The organism is Pseudomonas sp. LPH60 (assembly GCF_030718165.1).
GTDB classification, from domain to species: domain Bacteria; phylum Pseudomonadota; class Gammaproteobacteria; order Pseudomonadales; family Pseudomonadaceae; genus Aquipseudomonas; species Aquipseudomonas danubii.
In genome coordinates this window covers 862,459-881,737 of sequence record NZ_JAVAJH010000002.1, presented here as the reverse complement: position 1 = coordinate 881,737, position 19,279 = coordinate 862,459, and the positions used below count along the sequence as shown (strand labels likewise).

General features: G+C 58.3%; 17 protein-coding genes and 1 pseudogene. 4 read left to right on the top strand and 14 right to left on the bottom strand.

All coding sequences use genetic code 11. The features are described from left to right. Nucleotides 1-49: 49 nt before the first annotated feature. Nucleotides 50-817, bottom strand: a complete 768-nt coding sequence (locus tag Q8O96_RS09710) for a CHAD domain-containing protein (RefSeq protein ID WP_110653170.1) — start codon at nt 815-817, stop codon at nt 50-52. 143 nt (nt 818-960) lie between these two features. Then, the gene (locus Q8O96_RS09705) at nt 961-1,239 is read right to left on the bottom strand and encodes a hypothetical protein (RefSeq protein WP_102860875.1); all 279 of its coding nucleotides are present in this window, start codon (nt 1,237-1,239) and stop codon (nt 961-963) included. Nucleotides 1,240-1,461: 222 nt separating this feature from the next. Here Q8O96_RS09705 and Q8O96_RS09700 point away from each other — a divergent pair, with 222 nt between their 5' ends. Continuing rightward, on the top strand, nt 1,462-2,496 hold the full coding sequence (locus Q8O96_RS09700; protein ID WP_102880454.1) for a patatin-like phospholipase family protein: 1,035 nt from the start codon (nt 1,462-1,464) through the stop codon (nt 2,494-2,496). Between the two features lie 29 nt (nt 2,497-2,525). Here the strand turns inward: Q8O96_RS09700 and Q8O96_RS09695 are convergent, their stop codons facing one another. From Q8O96_RS09695 to kdpF, 6 genes are all read right to left on the bottom strand, one after another. Continuing rightward, entirely contained in the window at nt 2,526-3,221 is a 696-nt protein-coding gene (locus tag Q8O96_RS09695) for a response regulator (protein ID WP_102860873.1), read from the bottom strand. Between the two features lie 103 nt (nt 3,222-3,324). Continuing rightward, complete coding sequence (locus Q8O96_RS09690) at nt 3,325-5,976, bottom strand: sensor histidine kinase KdpD (protein WP_305948716.1); 2,652 nt, start codon at nt 5,974-5,976, stop codon at nt 3,325-3,327. A 74-nt stretch (nt 5,977-6,050) separates the two neighbouring features. Next, a complete protein-coding gene (gene kdpC / locus Q8O96_RS09685; RefSeq protein WP_102860871.1) occupies nt 6,051-6,596 on the bottom strand; it encodes a potassium-transporting ATPase subunit KdpC in 546 nt (181 codons plus the stop codon). A 36-nt stretch (nt 6,597-6,632) separates the two neighbouring features. Further along, entirely contained in the window at nt 6,633-8,717 is a 2,085-nt protein-coding gene (kdpB, locus tag Q8O96_RS09680) for a potassium-transporting ATPase subunit KdpB (RefSeq protein WP_102880457.1), read from the bottom strand. 10 nt (nt 8,718-8,727) lie between these two features. After that, nucleotides 8,728-10,422 carry a potassium-transporting ATPase subunit KdpA gene (gene kdpA / locus Q8O96_RS09675; RefSeq protein WP_305948715.1) on the bottom strand — a complete coding sequence of 565 codons (1,695 nt, stop codon included), beginning with the start codon at nt 10,420-10,422 and terminating at the stop codon, nt 8,728-8,730. An 11-nt stretch (nt 10,423-10,433) separates the two neighbouring features. Further along, a complete protein-coding gene (gene kdpF / locus Q8O96_RS09670; protein WP_016964080.1) occupies nt 10,434-10,523 on the bottom strand; it encodes a K(+)-transporting ATPase subunit F in 90 nt (29 codons plus the stop codon). 344 nt (nt 10,524-10,867) lie between these two features. On the opposite strand from kdpF, the gene eat reads away from it, so the two are divergent. Next, the gene (gene eat, locus Q8O96_RS09665; protein ID WP_305948714.1) at nt 10,868-12,229 is read left to right on the top strand and encodes an ethanolamine permease; all 1,362 of its coding nucleotides are present in this window, start codon (nt 10,868-10,870) and stop codon (nt 12,227-12,229) included. Between the two features lie 132 nt (nt 12,230-12,361). Beyond that, nucleotides 12,362-12,529, top strand: a complete 168-nt coding sequence (locus Q8O96_RS09660; protein WP_020796133.1) for a DUF2897 family protein — start codon at nt 12,362-12,364, stop codon at nt 12,527-12,529. Nucleotides 12,530-12,574: 45 nt separating this feature from the next. Here Q8O96_RS09660 and Q8O96_RS09655 read toward each other — a convergent pair whose 3' ends face one another. Both Q8O96_RS09655 and Q8O96_RS09650 read right to left on the bottom strand, forming a co-directional pair. Then, nucleotides 12,575-13,426 (bottom strand): DUF1989 domain-containing protein, encoded by an 852-nt coding sequence (locus Q8O96_RS09655; RefSeq protein ID WP_102860868.1) that lies wholly within the window; start codon nt 13,424-13,426, stop codon nt 12,575-12,577. 15 nt (nt 13,427-13,441) lie between these two features. Next, complete coding sequence (locus Q8O96_RS09650; protein WP_102860867.1) at nt 13,442-14,095, bottom strand: GntR family transcriptional regulator; 654 nt, start codon at nt 14,093-14,095, stop codon at nt 13,442-13,444. 192 nt (nt 14,096-14,287) lie between these two features. Here Q8O96_RS09650 and Q8O96_RS09645 point away from each other — a divergent pair, with 192 nt between their 5' ends. Further along, a complete protein-coding gene (locus Q8O96_RS09645) occupies nt 14,288-14,848 on the top strand; it encodes a TetR/AcrR family transcriptional regulator (protein ID WP_305948713.1) in 561 nt (186 codons plus the stop codon). Nucleotides 14,849-14,871: 23 nt separating this feature from the next. On the opposite strand, the pseudogene Q8O96_RS09640 reads toward Q8O96_RS09645, so the two are convergent. The 4 genes and pseudogenes from Q8O96_RS09640 to Q8O96_RS09625 form a co-directional block, all read right to left on the bottom strand. Next, nucleotides 14,872-15,312, bottom strand: a pseudogene (locus Q8O96_RS09640) (SDR family NAD(P)-dependent oxidoreductase); the annotation flags it as partial. Between the two features lie 172 nt (nt 15,313-15,484). Next, a complete protein-coding gene (locus tag Q8O96_RS09635) occupies nt 15,485-15,814 on the bottom strand; it encodes a helix-hairpin-helix domain-containing protein (protein ID WP_102860865.1) in 330 nt (109 codons plus the stop codon). A gap of 111 nt (nt 15,815-15,925) precedes the next feature. Next, nucleotides 15,926-17,920: a nucleoside-diphosphate sugar epimerase/dehydratase gene (locus Q8O96_RS09630; protein ID WP_102860864.1), complete on the bottom strand. Its 1,995-nt coding sequence runs from the start codon at nt 17,918-17,920 to the stop codon at nt 15,926-15,928. An 84-nt stretch (nt 17,921-18,004) separates the two neighbouring features. Then, a complete protein-coding gene (locus tag Q8O96_RS09625) occupies nt 18,005-19,021 on the bottom strand; it encodes a glycosyltransferase family 4 protein (protein ID WP_305948712.1) in 1,017 nt (338 codons plus the stop codon). Nucleotides 19,022-19,279 lie beyond the last annotated feature (258 nt).

Sequence of the window (19,279 nt, the reverse complement as noted above, 5' to 3'; positions counted from 1 at the left end):
AGCCACTATTCTGGCCAAAGCAGCGGACAGATAAGCCGCACAACGGTAGTCAGTTCCTGAAGCAATCGCCATGAAGCTTGTCCAGTACCTGGTCGGCGCGGGCCTGGGACTTGTGCATGGTTTTACGCCAGGTGGCGACACAGGGCAGCAAGTCCATCTGCTGTTCGGCCTGAGCCAGCCATTGCCAGCAATCATGCCAATCCCCCAATGCCCCCTGGGCTGCCTTGAGGCGTTTCATGGCTTGGGGTGGCAAACGATCCAGTTCGGGGTATGCATCGGCGGCGTAGCGCACACGCTTGATCAACAGTCGCAGGCGATGCCGGTCGTGGGCGGGATCACGCAACGCCTCACCCAGGGCTTTCCACTGCTTGGACAAGCGTTTTTCAATCTTTCCTCGTAAACCACGCAGCAGACCCTGACGTTCGGAGGCCCGTAGAAACCGCGGAAACGCATCCAGTACCAGAAACAACTGCGCCAACGGCGGCCCGGCGGCGATCGCCGAATACTCCCCTTGCAACTGAGCGGTACGACGCTCGGCGGCAGCATGCAGGCCATGCTGATACAGATAAGCGGCCAACACTTCGCGGTCACGAATCGGCGTCGTCAGCTGTCCCACCTCACTGGCTGCAGCCTCCAACTGCTCGACACCAGGCAAACCGCGCAATGGACGCAACAAGCTGCGCAAGCGGCGCACAGTGATACGCAAGTCATGCAGTGCCTCGGCATCAGTGGCGGCAGCCAGCCGCGCCTGACAAGCCAGCAAGCTCACTTCCAGGCTCAGGATCTGAACCACCAATCGATCAACCAAGGCAGACATCAGGCTTTCCCCAATACGGCTCACAAGCCCGATGTGGGCTTATCCGACTCAAGAATGACACCCCAGGCCCAAGAACGGCGTTGCGCCATATCATTGGGGTCCAGGGTGGAGATTCACCGCTTCAGCGTAGCGGCTGGCGCGGCTCAGCGCCCGGCGCGGGACTCACGAATATAGAAGCGCGCCTTCTCGGCTTTCTTGGTGCACCCTTCAAAGGCTTCGAATTGCTGCTGAGTCTTGGCCCCCGTCAGCAACGACAAGGCCTTTGAATAACTCACAGTGCCGGCGAAACCTTCAGCCTTGGCCAGGTCCAGCTCGCGCCAGGCGGCGTCCAGCTGAGTGCCACAGCTGTCCCGGTAGGCGGTCTTGCCTGCGCAACCGGTCAGTACCAATGCCATCAGGGGCAAGCAGATCCAGGCTTTCATCAATGACACCTCAAGAAAAGAAAACAGTCGTACAGGGTAAGACGATGGCCGCGTAAAAAAGTGCCTGACGCAACCCTTGGAAAATATAGCCGCAGGAGCATAGCCGCGCGGCCCGAGCCCCCCCAAGGAAAAAACACCGGACAGGTCCGGCCTTACATCAGCAATTGAACCCCAGGCCGCTATGGGTGCATTGTTGCAACCTGTTTGGCGAAGGGACGAATCATGAACAAACGTGTCGCATTGGTCCTCGGCTCGGGAGGCGCTCGCGGGTACGCCCATATCGGGGTCATCGAGGAGATCGAAAGACGCGGGTATGACATCGCCTGCATCGCCGGTTGCTCCATGGGCGCCGTGGTGGGCGGCATCTATGCCGCAGGCAAGCTCGCCGAGTATCGGGAGTGGATCGAAAGCCTGGATTACCTTGATGTACTGCGCCTGGTGGACGTGAGTTTCCGCCTGGGGGCGATTCGCGGCGAGAAAGTCTTCGGCCAGATCCGCAAGATCGTCGGTGAAGTGAATATCGAAGAGCTGCGCATTCCCTACACCGCGGTAGCCACTGACCTGACCAACCAACAGGAAATCTGGTTCCAGGAAGGCTGCCTGCATCAAGCCATGCGCGCGTCCGCAGCCATCCCAAGCCTGTTCACCCCGGTGATGCAGGGTAACCGCATGCTGGTGGACGGCGGTCTGCTCAACCCGCTGCCGATCGTGCCAGTGGTCTCCAGCCACTGCGACCTGATCATCGCGGTCAACCTCAACTCCACCAACCAGCGCCATTATCAGTTACCGGTGATCCAGCGCCCCCCGGCGTTCAAAAGCCGCTTTGACAGCCTGATCAACTCCCTGGGCTCGCACCTGCCGTTCCGACGTAAACAGGCCGAACAACTATTGCTGCTGGAACAGGAGGCCTTCAAGAGCCAAGCCGCCGAGATCAATCCCTGGGTCGAAGGTGCCGAACCGGAATCCCAGCAACCGGCTGCTGCGCCAGAAACCGACGGCGCGCCCAAGTCCGCCAGCGGTTCGTTCATCATCGACAACGTCGGTCCGGCCTCGCTACTGGACCTGGTGAACCAGAGCTTCGAGGTCATGCAGACGTCCCTGGCCCAATACAAGATCGCCGGCTATCCACCGGACATATTGATCAACGTACCCAAGCGTGTGTGCCGGTTCTTCGAGTTCTACAAGGCCCCGGAACTGATCGCCCTGGGTCGTGAAATCGCCAGCGATACCCTGGACCGCTACGAACAGGAACAATAGCAAGCCCCGACATTCCAGCCCTCTAAGGCTCAGGGCTCGCTCCCCAAGAGACGGTAGCCAACCCCCGCCTCGGTGACGATGAACCGTGGTTGGGTCGGATCATCCGCCAGTTTCTGGCGTAAATGCCCGACCACGATCCGCAGGTAATGACTGTCCTCGGTGTGGGTCGGCCCCCAGATGTCCTTGAGCAGCTGCTGTTGGGTGATCACCCGACCGGGGTGTCGTGCCAGTTGCGCCAGCACAGCGTACTCCTTGCGCGTCAGGGCCACTTCCTGGCCATCGAGCAGTACCCGACGATAGGCCAGGTCCACCGTCAGCGGCCCAACTTGCAACGCCGCTTCCTGCACCTCCCCCACCGGCGCCTGGCGCAACAGGGCGCGGATGCGTGCCAGGAACTCCTGGATGCCGAAAGGCTTGGTCACGTAATCGTTGGCGCCACCGTCCAGGGCTTCGACCTTCTGCACCTCGCTGGCACGCACCGAAAGCACCAGCACGGGAACCGTCGACCACTCACGAAACTCGCGCAGTACCTGCTGGCCATCCATGTCCGGAAGCCCCAGGTCGAGCACCAGCAGATCCGGCTTGTTCAGTGCCGCCTGGGCCAGGCCCTCGGTACCGGTACCGGCTTCAATCACTTTGTATCCTTGGGACGCCAAGCTGATGCGCAGGAACTTGCGGATCTGCGGCTCGTCGTCGATGACCAGGATGGTCGCGGTCTGGCTCATGGGTTCAATTCAAGACAAATAAGAGGCAAAAGAGTAGCGCAAGGCTGCTCCGGTAATCCCGGTAGCGCTTGCGTTACGAGGTATGACTGCGTTCTACAGGTATTCACAGATCCTGCTCAAGCTCCGGCTGGGTTTGCAATGGCAAGTGCAAGGTGATGCAGGTGCCATGGCCGTCAATGCCATCGGCGACACTGATATGCCCGCCGTGGGCACCAACCATGCCCTGGCAAATCGCCAGGCCCAGCCCCGTTCCCTGCCCTCCCCGATCGCCACGGGCAGCGGTATAGAACATATCGAAGATCTTCGCCCGCTCCTCTTCGGGAATCCCCGGGCCCTCATCGCTGACGGCAAAGCTCAATTCATGCTCATCGGCACTGACCTTGAGTTGCAGGCGCCCCTGGTTTGGCGAAAAGCGTGCGGCGTTCTCCAGGACATTGACCAGTGCCTGCTCGATCAGGGCGGCATGCACATGGAGCAACGGCAGGTCCGGTGGCAATTCGGTGCTCACCTGCAGCGGCGCCAGCACCGCACGCAGGCGGTTCAGGGCGCTGCCGACTATGTCCCCAGGCGCGACCCAGTCGCGAGCCAGTTTCAACGCACCATGGCCGAGCCGGGTCATGTCCAAGAGGTTCTGGATGTAGCGATCCAGGCGCTCGGCCTCATCCCGCGTGCCTTCCAGGAGTTCACGCCGGTCTTCCAGGGGAATCGCCTCCCCCAGCGCCAACAGGCTGTCGATGCTGCCGCGCATCGAAGTCAGCGGTGTGCGCAGATCGTGGGACACAGAGGCCAGCAAGGCACTGCGTAACTGTTCGGTTTCACCGCGCAGTCGCGCCGCCTCCAAATCCTCCGCCAAACGCGCCCGAGCCAGCGCCTGGGCCAGAGGCTGGCTGAGGGCGGTGAGCAGGCGGCGACGCTGGCCACTGAACTCTTCGCCTTCCCTGGGACAGACACCCAACAACCCCAAGGGGCCGTCATCCACCGATAATGGCCACCACCACCAACGCCCGAAGGGCAAGGTCCCGGTCCCCAGCCCCGCAGGCTGATCGTGCTGCCAGGCCCAATCGGCCGCCGCACGCTCAGCCTCGGAGAACTGCGGCGAGCCACCGGTTTCGACTTTCCAGCCCCCCTGCCCGTCGCGATTGAGCAGGCAGATACGCAACTCATCACGCCCATGCAGGTGCTGGGCTGCGGCACTGATCACCGCTTGCCGGTCAGTGGCAGCGGTGAGCTTGCGTGACAGGTCCAACAGTTCACCGGTTTCCTCCTGGGTCTCGCGCAGGGCCTGCAACTGCCGCCGCTGGCGCGCCGCCAGGTTGCCGGTGAGCGCAGCCATGAGTAGGAAAAACAGCAGAGTCAGCACATCCTCTTCACGCTGGATGGCAAAAGAGAAACTCGGCGGGATAAACAGGAAGTCATAGCTCAAGAACGACAGCGCCGCGCAAGCCAGGGCCGGCCCCAGGCTGCTGCGCACGGCCACCAGCAACACTGCGGCAAGAAACACCAGGGAAATGTTCGGCAACGGCAGCACACTGGCCACCCCCCAGGCCAGGGCACTGGCCAACACGGTCGCCAACAGCGCCAGGGCATAGTCGAACCACAACAGCGAATGCTTGGCTCGCAAACCCGGCTGATGGGGTTGTGGCTCGCTGTCCAGGACATTGATTTCCAGGCCATCGGCATTACGCAAGAGGCGCGCCGCCAGGCCACCACCAAACCAGCGCCGACGCCAGCGGCGGCTGGATTGCCCCACCAGCAACAGACTGGCGCGGCGTTCGCTGGCGTGCTGGATCAGGGTCTTGGCCACCTCGCCAGCCCGCAGCAGAACCACCTCCCCGCCCAGGCGCTCAGCCAATTGCTGCGCCGCCTGCAAGCGCAGGCGCGACTGCTCGTCCCGCAGCCGGCCGTTGTCCACATGCACCAGGCTCCAGGGCAAATGCCGACGCTGGGCCACACGACTGGCATGACGCACCAGACGCTCGGCCTGGGCATCGCCATCAATGCCCACCAGCAAACGCCCACGCACCGCCGGGGCCGCCTGCCCCAACTGGCGATAGCCCAGGGCCAGGTCGTTATCCACCTGGGCCGCAGCAGTCTGCATCGCCAACTCCCGCAGCGCGGTGAGGTTGGTCTGGGTGAAAAAGGCATCGATGGCCGCCCGCGCCTGCTCCGGTACATAGACCTTGCCGTCCCGCAGGCGCTCCAGGAGCTCCCGCGGCGGCAGGTCCACCAGCAGCAATTCATAGGCTTCCTGCAGCACCCAGTCGGGCAGCGTCTCGCGGACCTGGACCCCAGTAATGCCGCGCACCTGATCGTTGAGGCTCTCCAGGTGCTGGACGTTGACCGTGGTGAACACGTCGATACCCGCCGCCAACAGCTCCTGGATATCCTGCCAACGCTTGGCATGCCGGCTGCCCGGCGCATTGCTGTGGGCCAGTTCGTCCACCAGCACCAGCTTGGGCCGGGCCTTCAACAGGCCATCCAGGTCCATCTCTTCGAGCACCACCCCACGGTATTCCGAGCGCACCAGGGGCTGCTGCGGCAAGCCGCTCAGCAGCGCTTCGGTCTCGGCACGACCATGGGTTTCCACTACCCCGGCGAGCACCTTGACCCCTTGGCGCATTTGCGTGTGGGCGGCCTGAAGCATGGCGTAGGTCTTGCCGACGCCAGGAGCGGCGCCAAGAAAGACCTTGAGCCGGCCGCGGCCATCCCGGGGCAGATCAGCAAGCAGCGCGTCGGCGCGGCCGGAATCACTCATGGGTTATCTCTCTGCAACAAAACAATCGGTTCAATCCGCACGCTAGACGCTGTCACCCGCACGAACGGCAGCGCTTACAGATTCTCCAGGGCCTGGTTCAGGGCCAGTACATTGACCACCGGCGGCCCCACCAGCGGCCGCTCGATATGTGCCTGCACCAGCGCCTGTAGCTTAGCCGCCGGCAGATTGCGCGCCGCCGCGACCCGCGCTAGTTGATAGTCAATCGCCTCGGGTGGCAAGTGCGGATCAAGGCCGCTGCCGGAGGTGGTCAGCAAGGCCAGCGGCACTGGCCCTTGACCTGGCACCTGGAGCTTTTGGGCATCGTCGATCACCCGCGTGGCCAGGGCCGGGTTGCTCGGCGCCAAGTTGCTGGCACCACTGGAAACTGTGGCAAAGGCTCCTGCCGATGGGCGTGGATGAAACCAGGCATCACCGACAAAATCCTGGGCAATCAGGGTCGAACCACGCACCTTGCCCTGGGCATCACGCACCAGGCTGCCATTGGCCTGATCCGGGAACGCCACCTGGGCCACACCGGTCACCACCAATGGATAGGCCACGCCGGTAATCACAGTCATCAACACAATCAGGCTCAAGGCCGGACGCAATACGCTAGTCATTTCTCAATCCTCGATTCATTCAATGCCGCAGGCGAGTTACACCAGGTGCAAGGCGGTCAGCAGCATGTCGATCAGCTTGATCCCGACAAAGGGCACCACGATCCCACCCACACCGTAGATCAGCAGGTTGCGCCGCAGCAGGTGGGCGGCACTGGCGGCCTGGACCCTGACCCCGCGCAACGCCAGAGGGATCAGCACCACGATGATCAGGGCGTTGAATACGATCGCCGAGAGAATCGCGCTCTGCGGGCTGGTCAGGTGCATGATGTTGAGCACGCCCAGCTGTGGATAAATCGCTGCGAACAGCGCCGGCAGAATGGCGAAGTACTTGGCGACATCGTTGGCGATGGAAAAGGTGGTCAGGGCGCCACGGGTCACCAGCAGCTCCTTGCCGATCTGCACCACGTCCAGCAGCTTGGTCGGATCACTGTCCAGGTCGACCATGTTGGCCGCCTCGCGAGCCGCCTGAGTGCCGTCGTTCATCGCCATGCCGACATCGGCCTGGGCCAGCGCCGGGGCGTCGTTGGCACCGTCGCCGCACATCGCCACCAGGCGTCCGTCGTTCTGCTCGTGACGGATGCGCGCCAGTTTCTTTTCCGGCGTGGCTTCGGCCAGTACGTCGTCGACCCCGGCTTCAGCGGCGATGGCGGCAGCGGTCAGCGGGTTGTCGCCGGTCACCATGACAGTGCGAATCCCCAGCTTGCGCAACTCGGCGAAACGCTCGCGGATACCCGGCTTGACCACATCCTTGAGGTGAATGGCCCCAAGCATCCGGCCTTCGCCGCACACCAGCAGTGGAGTACCACCGCTCTGGGCGATTTTGTCGATTTCCCGGGACAGGGCCGGCGCCAGGTCGCTGCGTTTGAGGCCGACAAAGTTCAGCACCGAATCCACCGCCCCCTTGCGATAGATCCGGCCCTGGTAATCGACGCCGGACAGGCGGGTTTCCGCACTGAATGGCACGGCGGTCAAGACTTCAGGAGCCGGTTCAGGTTGTGGATAAAGCTCCCGCAAGTACTCGACGATGGATTTGCCTTCGGCAGTGTCATCCGCCAGTGAAGCCAGCAATGCTGCTTCGGCCAGCTCACGAGCGTTCACGCCGGGAGCCGGATGAATGGCGCTGCAACGACGGTTGCCGAAGGTGATGGTGCCGGTCTTGTCCAGCAACAACACGTGCACATCCCCCGCGGCCTCCACCGCACGCCCGGATTTGGCGATCACATTGAGGCGTACCAGACGATCCATCCCGGCAATGCCGATGGCCGACAGCAGGCCGCCGATGGTGGTGGGAATCAGGGTCACCAATAACGCCACCAGGAACACCAGCGGCAGGCTGCCATTGGCAAAGTGGGCGAAGGGCTGCAGGGTCACCACCACCAGCAGGAAGATCAGGGTCAGGCCGATCAGCAGGATATCCAGGGCCACTTCGTTGGGCGTCTTCTGCCGCTTGGCACCTTCCACCAGGGCGATCATGCGATCCAGGGTGGACTCGCCGGGATTGCTGGTGATGCGCACCAGCAGCCAGTCGGAAACCAGCCGGGTGTTGCCGGTCACCGCTGAGCGATCGCCACCGGACTCGCGGATCACTGGCGCCGACTCACCGGTGATCGCCGCCTCGTTGACCGCGGCAATGCCCTCGATCACCTCGCCGTCCCCCGGGATCATTTCCCCGGCTTCAACCCGCACCACATCGCCTTTGCGCAGGTTGATCGCCGGCACCACCTGATAGGTGCCCTCGCTGGTGCGACGGCGAGCACTCAAGCCTTCGCTGCCGGCCTTGAGGCTGTCGGCCCGGGCCTTGCCACGGCCCTCTGCCAGGGCTTCGGCAAAGTTGGCGAAAAGCACGGTAAACCACAGCCAGAGGGCTATCTGTGCCGCGACGAACGTCGATACCGAGGTATCCGGCACGAAACACAGCACAGTGGTCAGGATTGCCGTCAACTCCACCACCAACATCACCGGCGAACGTTGCAACTGGCGAGGGTCGAGCTTGACGAAGGCCTGAATCAGCGCCGGGCGCCACAGAGCAGAGATCGCGGTACTCGAGGATTCGGCCTGGGTACGCTTGGCCTTGGCGGCCGAGTCAACAGCCTTGTTCGAGGCAGGAACATGCATATTCATCATCAGGTCCTCAGAAGCCCATGCTCAAGTGTTCAGCGATTGGGCCCAACGCCAGGGTCGGCAGGAAGGTCAGGCCGCCCACCAGCAAAATGGTCACGGTCAACAAGGCCACGAACAACGGGCCGTGAGTGGGAAAGCTGTTCTGGCCGATGGGGGCGGGCTTCTTCAGCCCCAGGCTGCCAGCCAGGGCCAGCACCGGCAGGATGTAGCCGAAACGTCCAATCAGCATGCCCAGGCCCAGCATCAGGTTATGGAAAGGGGTGTTGGCACTGAAGCCACCGAAGGCCGAGCCGTTGTTGGCGCTGGCTGAGGTGTAGGCATACAGCAACTGGCTGAAACCGTGAGGCCCTGGATTGCTGATGGCTCCGGCCGGGCCAGGCAGGCTGGCGGCCAGGGCACCGAGAACGAGGACGCCAATGGGCATGACCATCAGGGTCACTACCAGCAATTGCACTTCCTTGGCCTGAAGCTTCTTGCCCAGGTATTCCGGGGTGCGACCGATCATCAACCCGGCAAGAAATACCGCGATCAGTACGTTCAACAGCATGCCGTAGAGACCCGCGCCGACACCGCCGAAGATCACCTCCCCCACCATCATGTTGATCAGCGCCACCATGCCGCTCAGAGGATTCAGGCTGTCATGCATGCCGTTCACCGAGCCATTGGACGCGGCCGTAGTGGTCACCGACCAGAGCACCGTGGCAGTGGTGCCCAAGCGCGCTTCCTTGCCTTCCAGAGGTGCCGCATGCTCCACCGCAGCATTCTGCAACGCCGGATTGGGTTGATACTCCGCCCACAGCGAGGTGGCACCGCCAATCAGGAACAGGGCAAACATGCAGGCAATGATCGCGCGGCTCTGGCGCAGATCCTTGACGTAGTGGCCGAAAGTGAACACCAGGGCCACGGGAATCAAGATGATCGACACCAGCTCGAACAGGTTGCTCCAGGCACTGGGGTTCTCGAACGGGTGAGCCGAGTTGACACCGAAGAAGCCACCACCATTGGTGCCCAACTGTTTGATGGCGATCTGGCTCGCCGCCGGGCCCAGCGGAATCACCTGGTCGTTACCTTGCAGGGTCAGGGCATCCACGTAGTGGGCAAAGGTCTGGGGCACGCCCTGCCAGACCAGGAACAACGCCAGCAGCAGACTCAGCGGCAGCAAGCCATAGAGAGTCGCGCGGGTCATGTCGACCCAGAAGTTGCCCAGGGTGCGCACCGAACGCCGGCCAATGCCGCGGCACAAGGCAACCAGCACCGTCAGCCCGGTAGCAGCGCTGACAAAGTTCTGCACGGTCAGGCCGACCATCTGGCTGAGGTAGCTCAGGGAGGCCTCACCACTGTAGGACTGCCAGTTGGTATTGGTCATGAAACTGACGGCGGTGTTGAACGCCTGGGTCCATTCCTGTCCCGGAAGATTCTGCGGGTTGAGTGGCAGATACCCCTGGAACAGCAGGATGGCAAACAGCAGGACAAACCCCGCCAGGTTGAAGGCCAACAAGGCCAGGGTGTATTTCTGCCAACTCTGCTCGTCTTGTGGGTCGACCCCGGAAATCCGGTAGCACGCACGCTCCACCGGCCCCAGGACCGGGGTCAGCCAGGTGCGCTGGCCTTCCATGACCTTGTAGTAGAAACGTCCCAGCCAGGGCGCGGGCAACAGCACCAGGGCAAAGAAGGCGAGGAGCAGCCAATAGTCATAACTGTGCATAACCGCAGCTCCTAGTTCCGATCTGCGCGCAGCAGCGCAACCAGTAGATAAACGAACAGGCCCACTGCCAGCAGCAATGACACCGCGTCCAGAATGTTCATGGAATGTCTCCGAGGTACGGCGATTGCCGCGAATGCAGCCATTGTCCGCAGGGTGCCTGTAAAGGAACGAGATCGACGGGGTGGGAGGCCCATAAAGAAAGCGTAAAGACTGGCTTTATGCGGCGTTTACCTGGGCAGTTGGAAGACGACAGCGGCTGCCCCCATGCTCCCCCTGCCCCAATCGAAGGCACCGGGATGCACCAGACTGATATCGATCGACGACAAAAACCTGGAAAACATCCTCGATACGACCGCTTTCCTGGCTTTACGACGGTCGCCACGAGACTGGCATGGGCGCTGCACAGGCCAGTCCCGAGCACTTCCAACCGTTCAGGGAGCAACTGATGAACACACTCAAGCCCACTCTGGGCACGCTGCATTTATGGGGTATCGCGGTCGGTCTGGTGATTTCCGGGGAATACTTCGGCTGGAGCTATGGCTGGGGCGTGGCCGGAACCCTTGGTTTCCTCGTGACCTCTTTACTGGTCGCCACCATGTATACCTGCTTTATATTCAGTTTCACCGAGCTGACCACGGCCATTCCCCATGCAGGAGGCCCCTTTGCCTACAGCCGACGCGCCTTTGGTGAGAAAGGCGGCTTGATTGCCGGGTTGGCCACTTTGATCGAATTCGTCTTTGCGCCACCGGCGATTGCCCTGGCCATTGGCGCCTACCTGAATGTGCAGTTTCCGGCGCTGGACCCCAAGCATGCCGCCGTGGGGGCCTACCTCGTCTTCATGGGCCTGAACATCCTCGGGGTAAAACTGGCGGCTACCTTCGAACTGGTGGTGTGCGTACTGGCGGTGGCAGAGCTACTGGTATTCATGGGCGTGGTAGCACCGGCCTTCAGCTTCAGCAATTTCGCCCTCAACGGCTGGGCCGGAGCCGACTCCTTCGGAGCCCCTGCGATTGCCGGGATGTTCGCCGCCATCCCCTTCGCCATCTGGTTCTTCCTGGCCATCGAGGGTGCGGCCATGGCCGCCGAAGAAGCCAAGAACCCCAAACGCACCATTCCCAAGGCCTACATCAGCGGCATTCTGACCCTGGTACTGCTGGCCATGGGGGTGATGTTCTTCGCTGGCGGAGTGGGTGACTGGCGCACCCTGGCCAATATCAACGACCCGTTGCCCCAGGCGATGAAAGCCGTGGTGGGCGACAGTTCCGGCTGGCTGCACATGCTGGTGTGGATCGGCCTGTTTGGCCTCGTGGCCAGCTTCCACGGGATCATCCTCGGCTATTCGCGGCAGTTCTTTGCCCTGGCCCGTGCCGGCTATCTGCCAGCATCCCTGGCCAGGCTGTCACGTTCCCAGACGCCACACCGGGCGATCATCGCCGGCGGCCTGATCGGTATCACCGCGATCTACAGCGATGGCCTGATCAACCTGGGCGGCATGACCCTGACCGCCGCAATGATCACCATGGCGGTATTCGGCGCCATCGTGATGTACATCATGAGCATGCTCAGCCTGTTCAAACTGCGCCGGACCGAACCGGACCTGCCACGCAGCTTCCGCGCCCCGGGCTACCCGCTGGTACCCGCCATCGCACTGGCACTGGCGCTGGTGTGCCTGGTGGCCATGGCCTGGTTCAACGCGCTGATTGGCCTGATCTTCCTCGGCTTCATGGTGCTGGGTTTCATTTACTTTCAGCTCACCGCACAACTGCGGGCCGATGCCCCGGCGGATGCCATGCTCACCGGTCTGTAAGCATCGGGCACTACTGGCCAGAACAATCAGGCATACAATGGAACCAGTGCGAAACGCTTTAACTCAAAGCATTACAGGCAGTCCCGAGGGCGAACCTTCGTCCTCGGGAAACTGCCGTTCAAGGAGAGCCCTATGCCCTGGTATGCCTGGTTGATTCTGGTGGTTGCTATCGGTTCGATCGTCGGCGGCTTGATGATGCTGCGCGACACCGCCCACAAGGTGGAACTGACTGATGAGCAACGTAAACGCGTAGCCGAACGCAACGCGGAAATGGATGCCAAAGAAGCGCAGGATCGTTAATCCCGTCAGCCCCTTCGTCCTGCATTGAAGGGACTGCTCAAGGCCCTACTTTTCCCATTCGGCCTTGGCGATGTGCAAGCCGTGCTGACCTTTGTAGGCCGCCCGCTCCGGCTGGCTCCAGCCTTCAAGCAGTGACTCTTCGAGACGATAGATCTCCACTCCCAGTGGCCGGCAAACACTCAAGGGGTCCTGAGCCTCGGGGCCCCACATCGGCAAGGACAGATCGCCCCCCGGGCAGGTCGACAGTGCACACAGTAGGTCGATTTCGGCAAAAAACTCCAGATAGTCGCCCTTCTGCGCCGGACAGGCCTTCATGAAATACATGTCGTCATGATTAAGGCCGGTGCACTGAAAGATATTCAATACGTCATGCACGTCGAATTCGGTGAGGCCATGGGGCAGAACCGCCCGTGTCAGATTGGAGTGACAGTGATGATGAAAATCCTCGCCTGTGAGCATTCGGTTCACATAGGGATCGCAACGGGTACCCAATAAATCGTGCAGGCGCCCGCCATGCTCGTCGATACCATAATTCGCCAGGCTGTCATCGGTGATCGTGACCAGCGGCCGCAAGAAAGGCAGGTTCGACCAGAGCCGGTCATGGGTGCTGACATGGGCTCCCTGCAACTGCCGGGTACGTGCGGCCCATAGGCGTTCTCGCGGGTCATTGGCATTCCAGACGTTGAAGTCTCCCACTTGCGGGCCTACGGGTGTGGTCACTCGAAACACATGACCGGCGGGCACCTTCCAGGCCCGGCCCGTACGAATCGGCACCTCGAACTGCTCGATCAGCGTACGTTGTGCCCGGTTATCACGGATACGTTCATAAAAGGTCGTATCCACCTGCAGCGCCGAGCCTTTGCTGACCTGATAAGCCGCTGGATAGTCTTTGTACATGGGTATCGCCCTCACTCAGTGACGCAAGGATTGACTGAACATGTTCAGCAGCAGGCGCTCGGAGTCGTCCAGATATGCCTCCATTGCCTCGCCGGCGCGGGCTTTGTCACCCTCCACCAGCCATTGGTGAATCTGCCGGTCACGAACCAGCCAGGGCGCCTGGAACAACGCTTCATCCGGCGCGGCGCAAAACACCAGACGCAATTGCGCGACTACATTGGTGAAAAATTCATCGAACAAGGAAGAGTCCAGTAGCCTTACCACCTGCTGATGAAAGCGCAAACCATGGGTCCCGACAGCACGCCAGTCCTCGCGATCTCGGGCCAATTGGGCCGCCTCGATGGCGTCGAGCATACGATCAGCCTGGCACTCGCTCAGCGGCTTTGCACTGGCGATCGCCTGCAACTCCAGAGTCCGACGTACTCGGAACAGATCCTTTACCTCATCGCTGCTCAGGCGTCTGACCACCACGCCTTTATAACGGACATAGTGGGTCAACCCCTCCTGGCCCAAGCCGTGCAACGCTTCACGTATGGTGTTGCGCGAAGCGTTGTAGGTGTTGACCAGCTCGCTCTCTACCAACGGCATGCCAGGCAACAGGCGACCACCGATAATGTCGGCACGCAGTTCCACCCTGATCTGGTCCGCAAGGGATAAACCGTTGCTCATGGCAACACCTCGAGATTGTTCAACAATTCGTGATCAAACTTTAATCACTTATCGTGCCAATTCCTGAGGGTCCTGCAAACACTCGCCCTACCTGTCGGAACGCTGTAAATACGCAAAACACCCACTGATAAGTAGGGGCGTGATCTGATGATCCTTGGTTAAAATAGCGCTCTAGTTGTGGAGGTTTCTCAAATGCGTTATTCAGCAGACCATAAAGCCCAGACACATCAACGCATTATCAAAGAAGCTTCGGAACGTTTTCGTCGTGATGGAATAGGGGGAACGGGATTACAACCACTGATGAAGGCACTGGGCCTGACCCATGGCGGTTTCTACTCCCACTTCAAGTCCAAGGATGAGCTGGTAGAAGAAGCCCTTTGCGCAGCTGCCCAAGACCTGGACGCCCACTGCGCAACTCTGTTCGCACAAGAACAGCCCTTGCAGGCGTTTATCGACAACTACCTTTCCGAGTGGCATCGCAGCTCACCCCATCAAGGTTGCCCACTACCAACCATGAGCTCGGAACTCGGCCAGCGCGGCCAACCCAGCCCCACCACCGATGCAGTGCTCAATGCCAGACTTGCCCAAGTGGAAGCGACTCTGGAAGGTGAAAATAAGGCGCAACGCAGCCTGATGATCATGTCGACCCTGGTGGGAGCGTTGATGCTCTCGCGCAGCGTGGAAAGTCCTGAACTGGCGGTACAGATACTGGACGTCGTCAGTGAGGGCCTGAAGAAACAGGAGCAGGAATAATACAACCCGCTCCATGGGCCGCCTTAATTGGAACGCGCGGCGGCACTGTTCCTGGAAAGATTGGGCCCCAAGGCCAGGCGCGCGGCTACCAGTGCTTGCCAGTGCGCCGGAGCGGGAAACGAAGGTAGCGTGATCAACTCTCTCTGGTCGAAACCACTCGATGCCGCGTCCACCATCTCAGTCGCCTCAATCACCATCTCTAGGGGGATGGCCTTAGCCTCCAAGCCTGAACGCTCCCAGATCTCGGTACAAGTAACGCCAGGCAAGCTCCCCTGAGCCTGAACGTCATTGCCTTTCAACTCAGCCGGCAGTGACTGAGTCAGGCTTAGCACGTAAGCCTTGGCGGCACTGTAAGTCGCATTGAAACGCTCCGGGATTAACGCGACCACTGAGACAATTTTGATGATCGCCCTGCGCCCGACCGCGAAAAAACTCGTCGCGGCCGCTCCTGACAATCTTGAAAGTAATGGACGCCTCCGATTGGAACATTCGGAGAGCGAAAAATATTACATGCACAATACTCTTGCAGCACCATGAAAAAATTGCCTGTTGATAGAGATTCATGGCTAGGCACCAAACCCGCTCGAAATACAGAAGGCCGGTCACTGACCGACCTTCGATTGCTACTTGATCAAGTCAGTTGACGACGAGCTTGTCTCGATTGCGCTCCAGGATAGTCTTGCCGATCCCCTTGACCTCAAGCAGTTCATCCACCGAAGCAAAGGGACCATTCTCTTCACGATAAGCGACAATCGCCTTGGCCTTGGCCTCGCCAATTCCAAATAGCTCGCGCTGCAGGACAGCCATATCGGCGGTATTGAGGTTGATTTTGCTGACTTGAGGCGTTGCCTGCTCCACTGCCTCAGGAGCAACAGTCTGCGCCTTGACAGCAGGCGCTGCTTGAGCTGCAAGCGAAAGGCTGGCTAGAACGGCAAAGATCAGCGAGGAGAGATAAGAGTTACGCATAGTGACGCTCCATGACATCGAGTAAGGAAAACAGCTTTTCCGAAGCTGCCTTCCAAACCTAGGTGATGCCGCAGGCAAGTCAAAAGCAGGAGGGTTACCGGTTGTGTAGATTCAAGGTTTGAGACGCCGCTGTTGATAAACCCAGTCGACGATTTCACCGTCCGGGGTATAACCACTCACCGTCTCACGAAGCAGTTGTCGAACTCTTGCATAATCATCTAACTCAAGCGCTGCAAGGAGTTCGCTGAGCTTGGCCTTAAGCACATCCCAAGACAGATGATCCTCATTGGCGCTCATGATCATTGGGTGTTGAGTCGCCACTACGTTGTCGCCAATCAGCAACTCTTCGTAAAGCTTTTCACCAGGACGAAGGCCGGTAAACTCGATAGCGATATCGCCATGAGGATTTTTTTCCGAGCGTATGCTCAGCCCGGAGAGATGAATCATCTTTTCCGCCAACTCGACGATTTTCACCGGCTCACCCATATCCAGCACAAAAACATCACCGCCCTGCCCCATCGATCCAGCCTGGATAACCAGCTGAGCAGCTTCCGGAATAGTCATGAAATAGCGCGTAATCTTCGGATGAGTGACCGTCAGCGGACCACCTGATTTGATCTGTTTGCGAAACAGTGGAATGACTGAGCCTGAAGAGCCCAATACATTACCGAAACGCACCATGGTGAAACGGGTTTTATTTACCCTTGAAATATTTGAAGAGTCATTGAATAACACTGGCGCGACTTCTTTGCTCAACGCCTGCAGAGTAAGTTCCGCCAAACGCTTGGTACTGCCCATTACGTTAGTTGGGCGAACAGCCTTATCAGTAGAAATCAGTACAAAATTAGCCACACCGGATTGCAAAGCGGCCTGCGCCGTGTTGAGCGTACCCATCACATTATTAAGTACACCTTCAGCAATATTATGCTCAACCATCGGTACATGCTTATAAGCAGCAGCATGATAAACCGTCTCGACACTCCAGGTTTTCATGACAGATAACAGCTTTTCGTAATTACGCACGGAGCCTAGAATAGGGAGCAATTTTACAATACGAGCCTCCCGCGACACACGCAGTTCAAGCTCAGACAAAATACTGTAGAGATTGAACTCGCTATGATCGAGCAGAATCAGAGCAGTGGGGCCCAAGGACAAAATCTGTCGGCAAAGCTCAGATCCAATAGATCCGCCGGCACCTGTCACCAGAATAGTTTTCCCTTTTATACAGTGCGCCAACAAATCGCCTTGAGCAGGTACAGAGTCACGCCCAAGCAAGTCCGCAATGTCCACTTCTTGAATGTCATCAACCTTCACTCGCCCACTGGCCAAATCCATAAAGCCAGGAACACTTCGAACATGAAGGGGAAAGTCCTCAAGAAAACCAAGAATCTCTCTACGACGACTACGAGTAGATGAGGGAATCGCTAGAAGTATTTCTTCTGCTCCCGTTTCGTCTATCATCTGTTGCAAGTGCTTGGGCTTGTATACCTGCAAACCAGCAATCATCCGATCGGCAATACTGTCGTCATCATCGATAAATGCAACTGGACGCATGAAACGTCCCAATCGTAGCGCTGCAACTAGCTGATTACCTGCCGAACCAGCGCCATAGATAGCTACCTTGGGTAAACCATCATCCCGGTTGGTGAATGGTACGTGCTGTGCGGTCGTGAACCAATCACCGAGAAAATATTGGCGCATAGCCAATCTTAAACCACCAATCATCACTAGACTCAACCACCAGTAGTTGAACACGATTGAACGTGGAACCACGACCTGGTGATTGCTATAAAGATAAACAACCAATGAAAGAATCAAAGCAGATAAAGTTACCGCCTTTACAATCGTAATAAGAGCATCATTACCAAAGTAACGCATGACGGCCCGATACATTCCAAACCGAACAAATAGAGGAATAGCAATTATCGGTGCACTTATGAACAGCCAAAGATGAAGAAAAAAAAGGTTATCTAACTCTTCAAACCCCAGCCTAACAACGAAAGCCATCCACAACGCAGCCCACACCAGAAAAACGTCAACAACCACCTGGAGCACACGTTTTTTTCTACGAGAACGACTCAATAAAAATGACCGTATCTTTTCCATATCTTAACTTCACCTCAATCCCTCAAAAACCAGCCCAAGAATAATGCACAACAAAAATCAACCATCTAGAAGGCACATATCAAGTCAACTGGATTTCTCTGTAGCTCCCGCATTAAATTTTACGGCAAGAAAAACCAAAGGAAAATAAGCAATCACAAGACCCAATATTCCATCCAGCCCGAATACACCTACGCATATGGCAATAGGTAGTAACCAAAGAGTATTTATAGTAGCAATAGCAAGAGTAACGGGTAAATGACCTTTAAAATGACGAGATGCATATTGATAAGCGTGACTACGGTGCGCTTCGTAGATCTTATCTCCACGAATAAAACGGCGGAGCAGCGTGAACGTCGCATCTACAATAAAAACGCCGAGCAGAATTAGCCAAACCCATATTAGATGAGGGGATACCAATGCTGCCTGAAGAGACAGAATCCCAAGAATCAATCCCAAGAAACCACTGCCTGCATCCCCCATGAAAATACGTGCGGGAGGGAAGTTCCAGTACAGAAACCCTGATACAGCAGCAATTAACAATAAAGGAGTCGAAACGAGCTCGTTTTCTCCACTCAACCAATAAACCAAGCAAGCGCCAATACAAACACTCACTGCCTCAATACTGGCAACCCCGTCAATTCCGTCCATGAAGTTATAGAGATTAAGCAACCAGACAAGATAGACGGCAGCCAATAAATATCCTACCCACCCCAGATCAAGAACAACGCCAAATACATCAACGGAGGGGACCACCTGCAGCCAACACAAGGCCCAACCCGCCCCAGAAAAATGGGCAAGTAATCTCCATCTGGCAGCGATATGCCCATGATCATCAAGGAATCCAACCATGGCAATCAGCGTTCCGGCGCCTACCAAACTTATAACGCTAGGCCAAGCCGCAAAGCCTTCCAAAGCTAGTAGAGGCAGAGCTGCCAGATAACTCACGACAATAGCCACACCACCACCGCGAGGTGTTGGCAACAAATGAGAACTTCGCTCATTAGGTATGTCGATCAAACTGCGAGCGATAGCATATCTACGTAGAGATCCGGTCAAAAGCAGCGAACAGACGAGAACCGCCACAAAAAAAACAACAATCATGAGTTTCCCCGAAACATTACCAATACCTGATAAAGCTACATCGATGGCCAGGAGTGGTCTTTGATTTTACACGACTAGACAAAAATGGCGAAACCTATACCAGCGACCAATGAGCTAAAAAACGTTTTTAGCACTATAGCCTCAAAAAACAACTCACAAAAAATCGATATTCAGCGACTAATACTCCTAAGACAGCCAACTTCAAGATCAAGTAGACCGTCTGCAACGCGTTATCTTACTCGCATAAAACCAAAAAAA

Bases quoted from the DNA above. Each gene is read 5' to 3' on its own strand.
- Q8O96_RS09710 (WP_110653170.1), bottom strand. From the start codon at position 817: ATGTCTGCCTTGGTTGATCGATTGGTGGTTCAGATCCTGAGCCTGGAA.
- Q8O96_RS09705 (WP_102860875.1), bottom strand. From the start codon at position 1,239: ATGAAAGCCTGGATCTGCTTGCCCCTGATGGCATTGGTACTGACCGGT.
- Q8O96_RS09700 (WP_102880454.1), top strand. From the start codon at position 1,462: ATGAACAAACGTGTCGCATTGGTCCTCGGCTCGGGAGGCGCTCGCGGG.
- Q8O96_RS09695 (WP_102860873.1), bottom strand. From the start codon at position 3,221: ATGAGCCAGACCGCGACCATCCTGGTCATCGACGACGAGCCGCAGATC.
- Q8O96_RS09690 (WP_305948716.1), bottom strand. From the start codon at position 5,976: ATGAGTGATTCCGGCCGCGCCGACGCGCTGCTTGCTGATCTGCCCCGG.
- kdpC (WP_102860871.1), bottom strand. From the start codon at position 6,596: ATGACTAGCGTATTGCGTCCGGCCTTGAGCCTGATTGTGTTGATGACT.
- kdpB (WP_102880457.1), bottom strand. From the start codon at position 8,717: ATGAATATGCATGTTCCTGCCTCGAACAAGGCTGTTGACTCGGCCGCC.
- kdpA (WP_305948715.1), bottom strand. From the start codon at position 10,422: ATGCACAGTTATGACTATTGGCTGCTCCTCGCCTTCTTTGCCCTGGTG.
- kdpF (WP_016964080.1), bottom strand. From the start codon at position 10,523: ATGAACATTCTGGACGCGGTGTCATTGCTGCTGGCAGTGGGCCTGTTC.
- eat (WP_305948714.1), top strand. From the start codon at position 10,868: ATGAACACACTCAAGCCCACTCTGGGCACGCTGCATTTATGGGGTATC.
- Q8O96_RS09660 (WP_020796133.1), top strand. From the start codon at position 12,362: ATGCCCTGGTATGCCTGGTTGATTCTGGTGGTTGCTATCGGTTCGATC.
- Q8O96_RS09655 (WP_102860868.1), bottom strand. From the start codon at position 13,426: ATGTACAAAGACTATCCAGCGGCTTATCAGGTCAGCAAAGGCTCGGCG.
- Q8O96_RS09650 (WP_102860867.1), bottom strand. From the start codon at position 14,095: ATGAGCAACGGTTTATCCCTTGCGGACCAGATCAGGGTGGAACTGCGT.
- Q8O96_RS09645 (WP_305948713.1), top strand. From the start codon at position 14,288: ATGCGTTATTCAGCAGACCATAAAGCCCAGACACATCAACGCATTATC.
- Q8O96_RS09635 (WP_102860865.1), bottom strand. From the start codon at position 15,814: ATGCGTAACTCTTATCTCTCCTCGCTGATCTTTGCCGTTCTAGCCAGC.
- Q8O96_RS09630 (WP_102860864.1), bottom strand. From the start codon at position 17,920: ATGGAAAAGATACGGTCATTTTTATTGAGTCGTTCTCGTAGAAAAAAA.
- Q8O96_RS09625 (WP_305948712.1), bottom strand. From the start codon at position 19,021: ATGATTGTTGTTTTTTTTGTGGCGGTTCTCGTCTGTTCGCTGCTTTTG.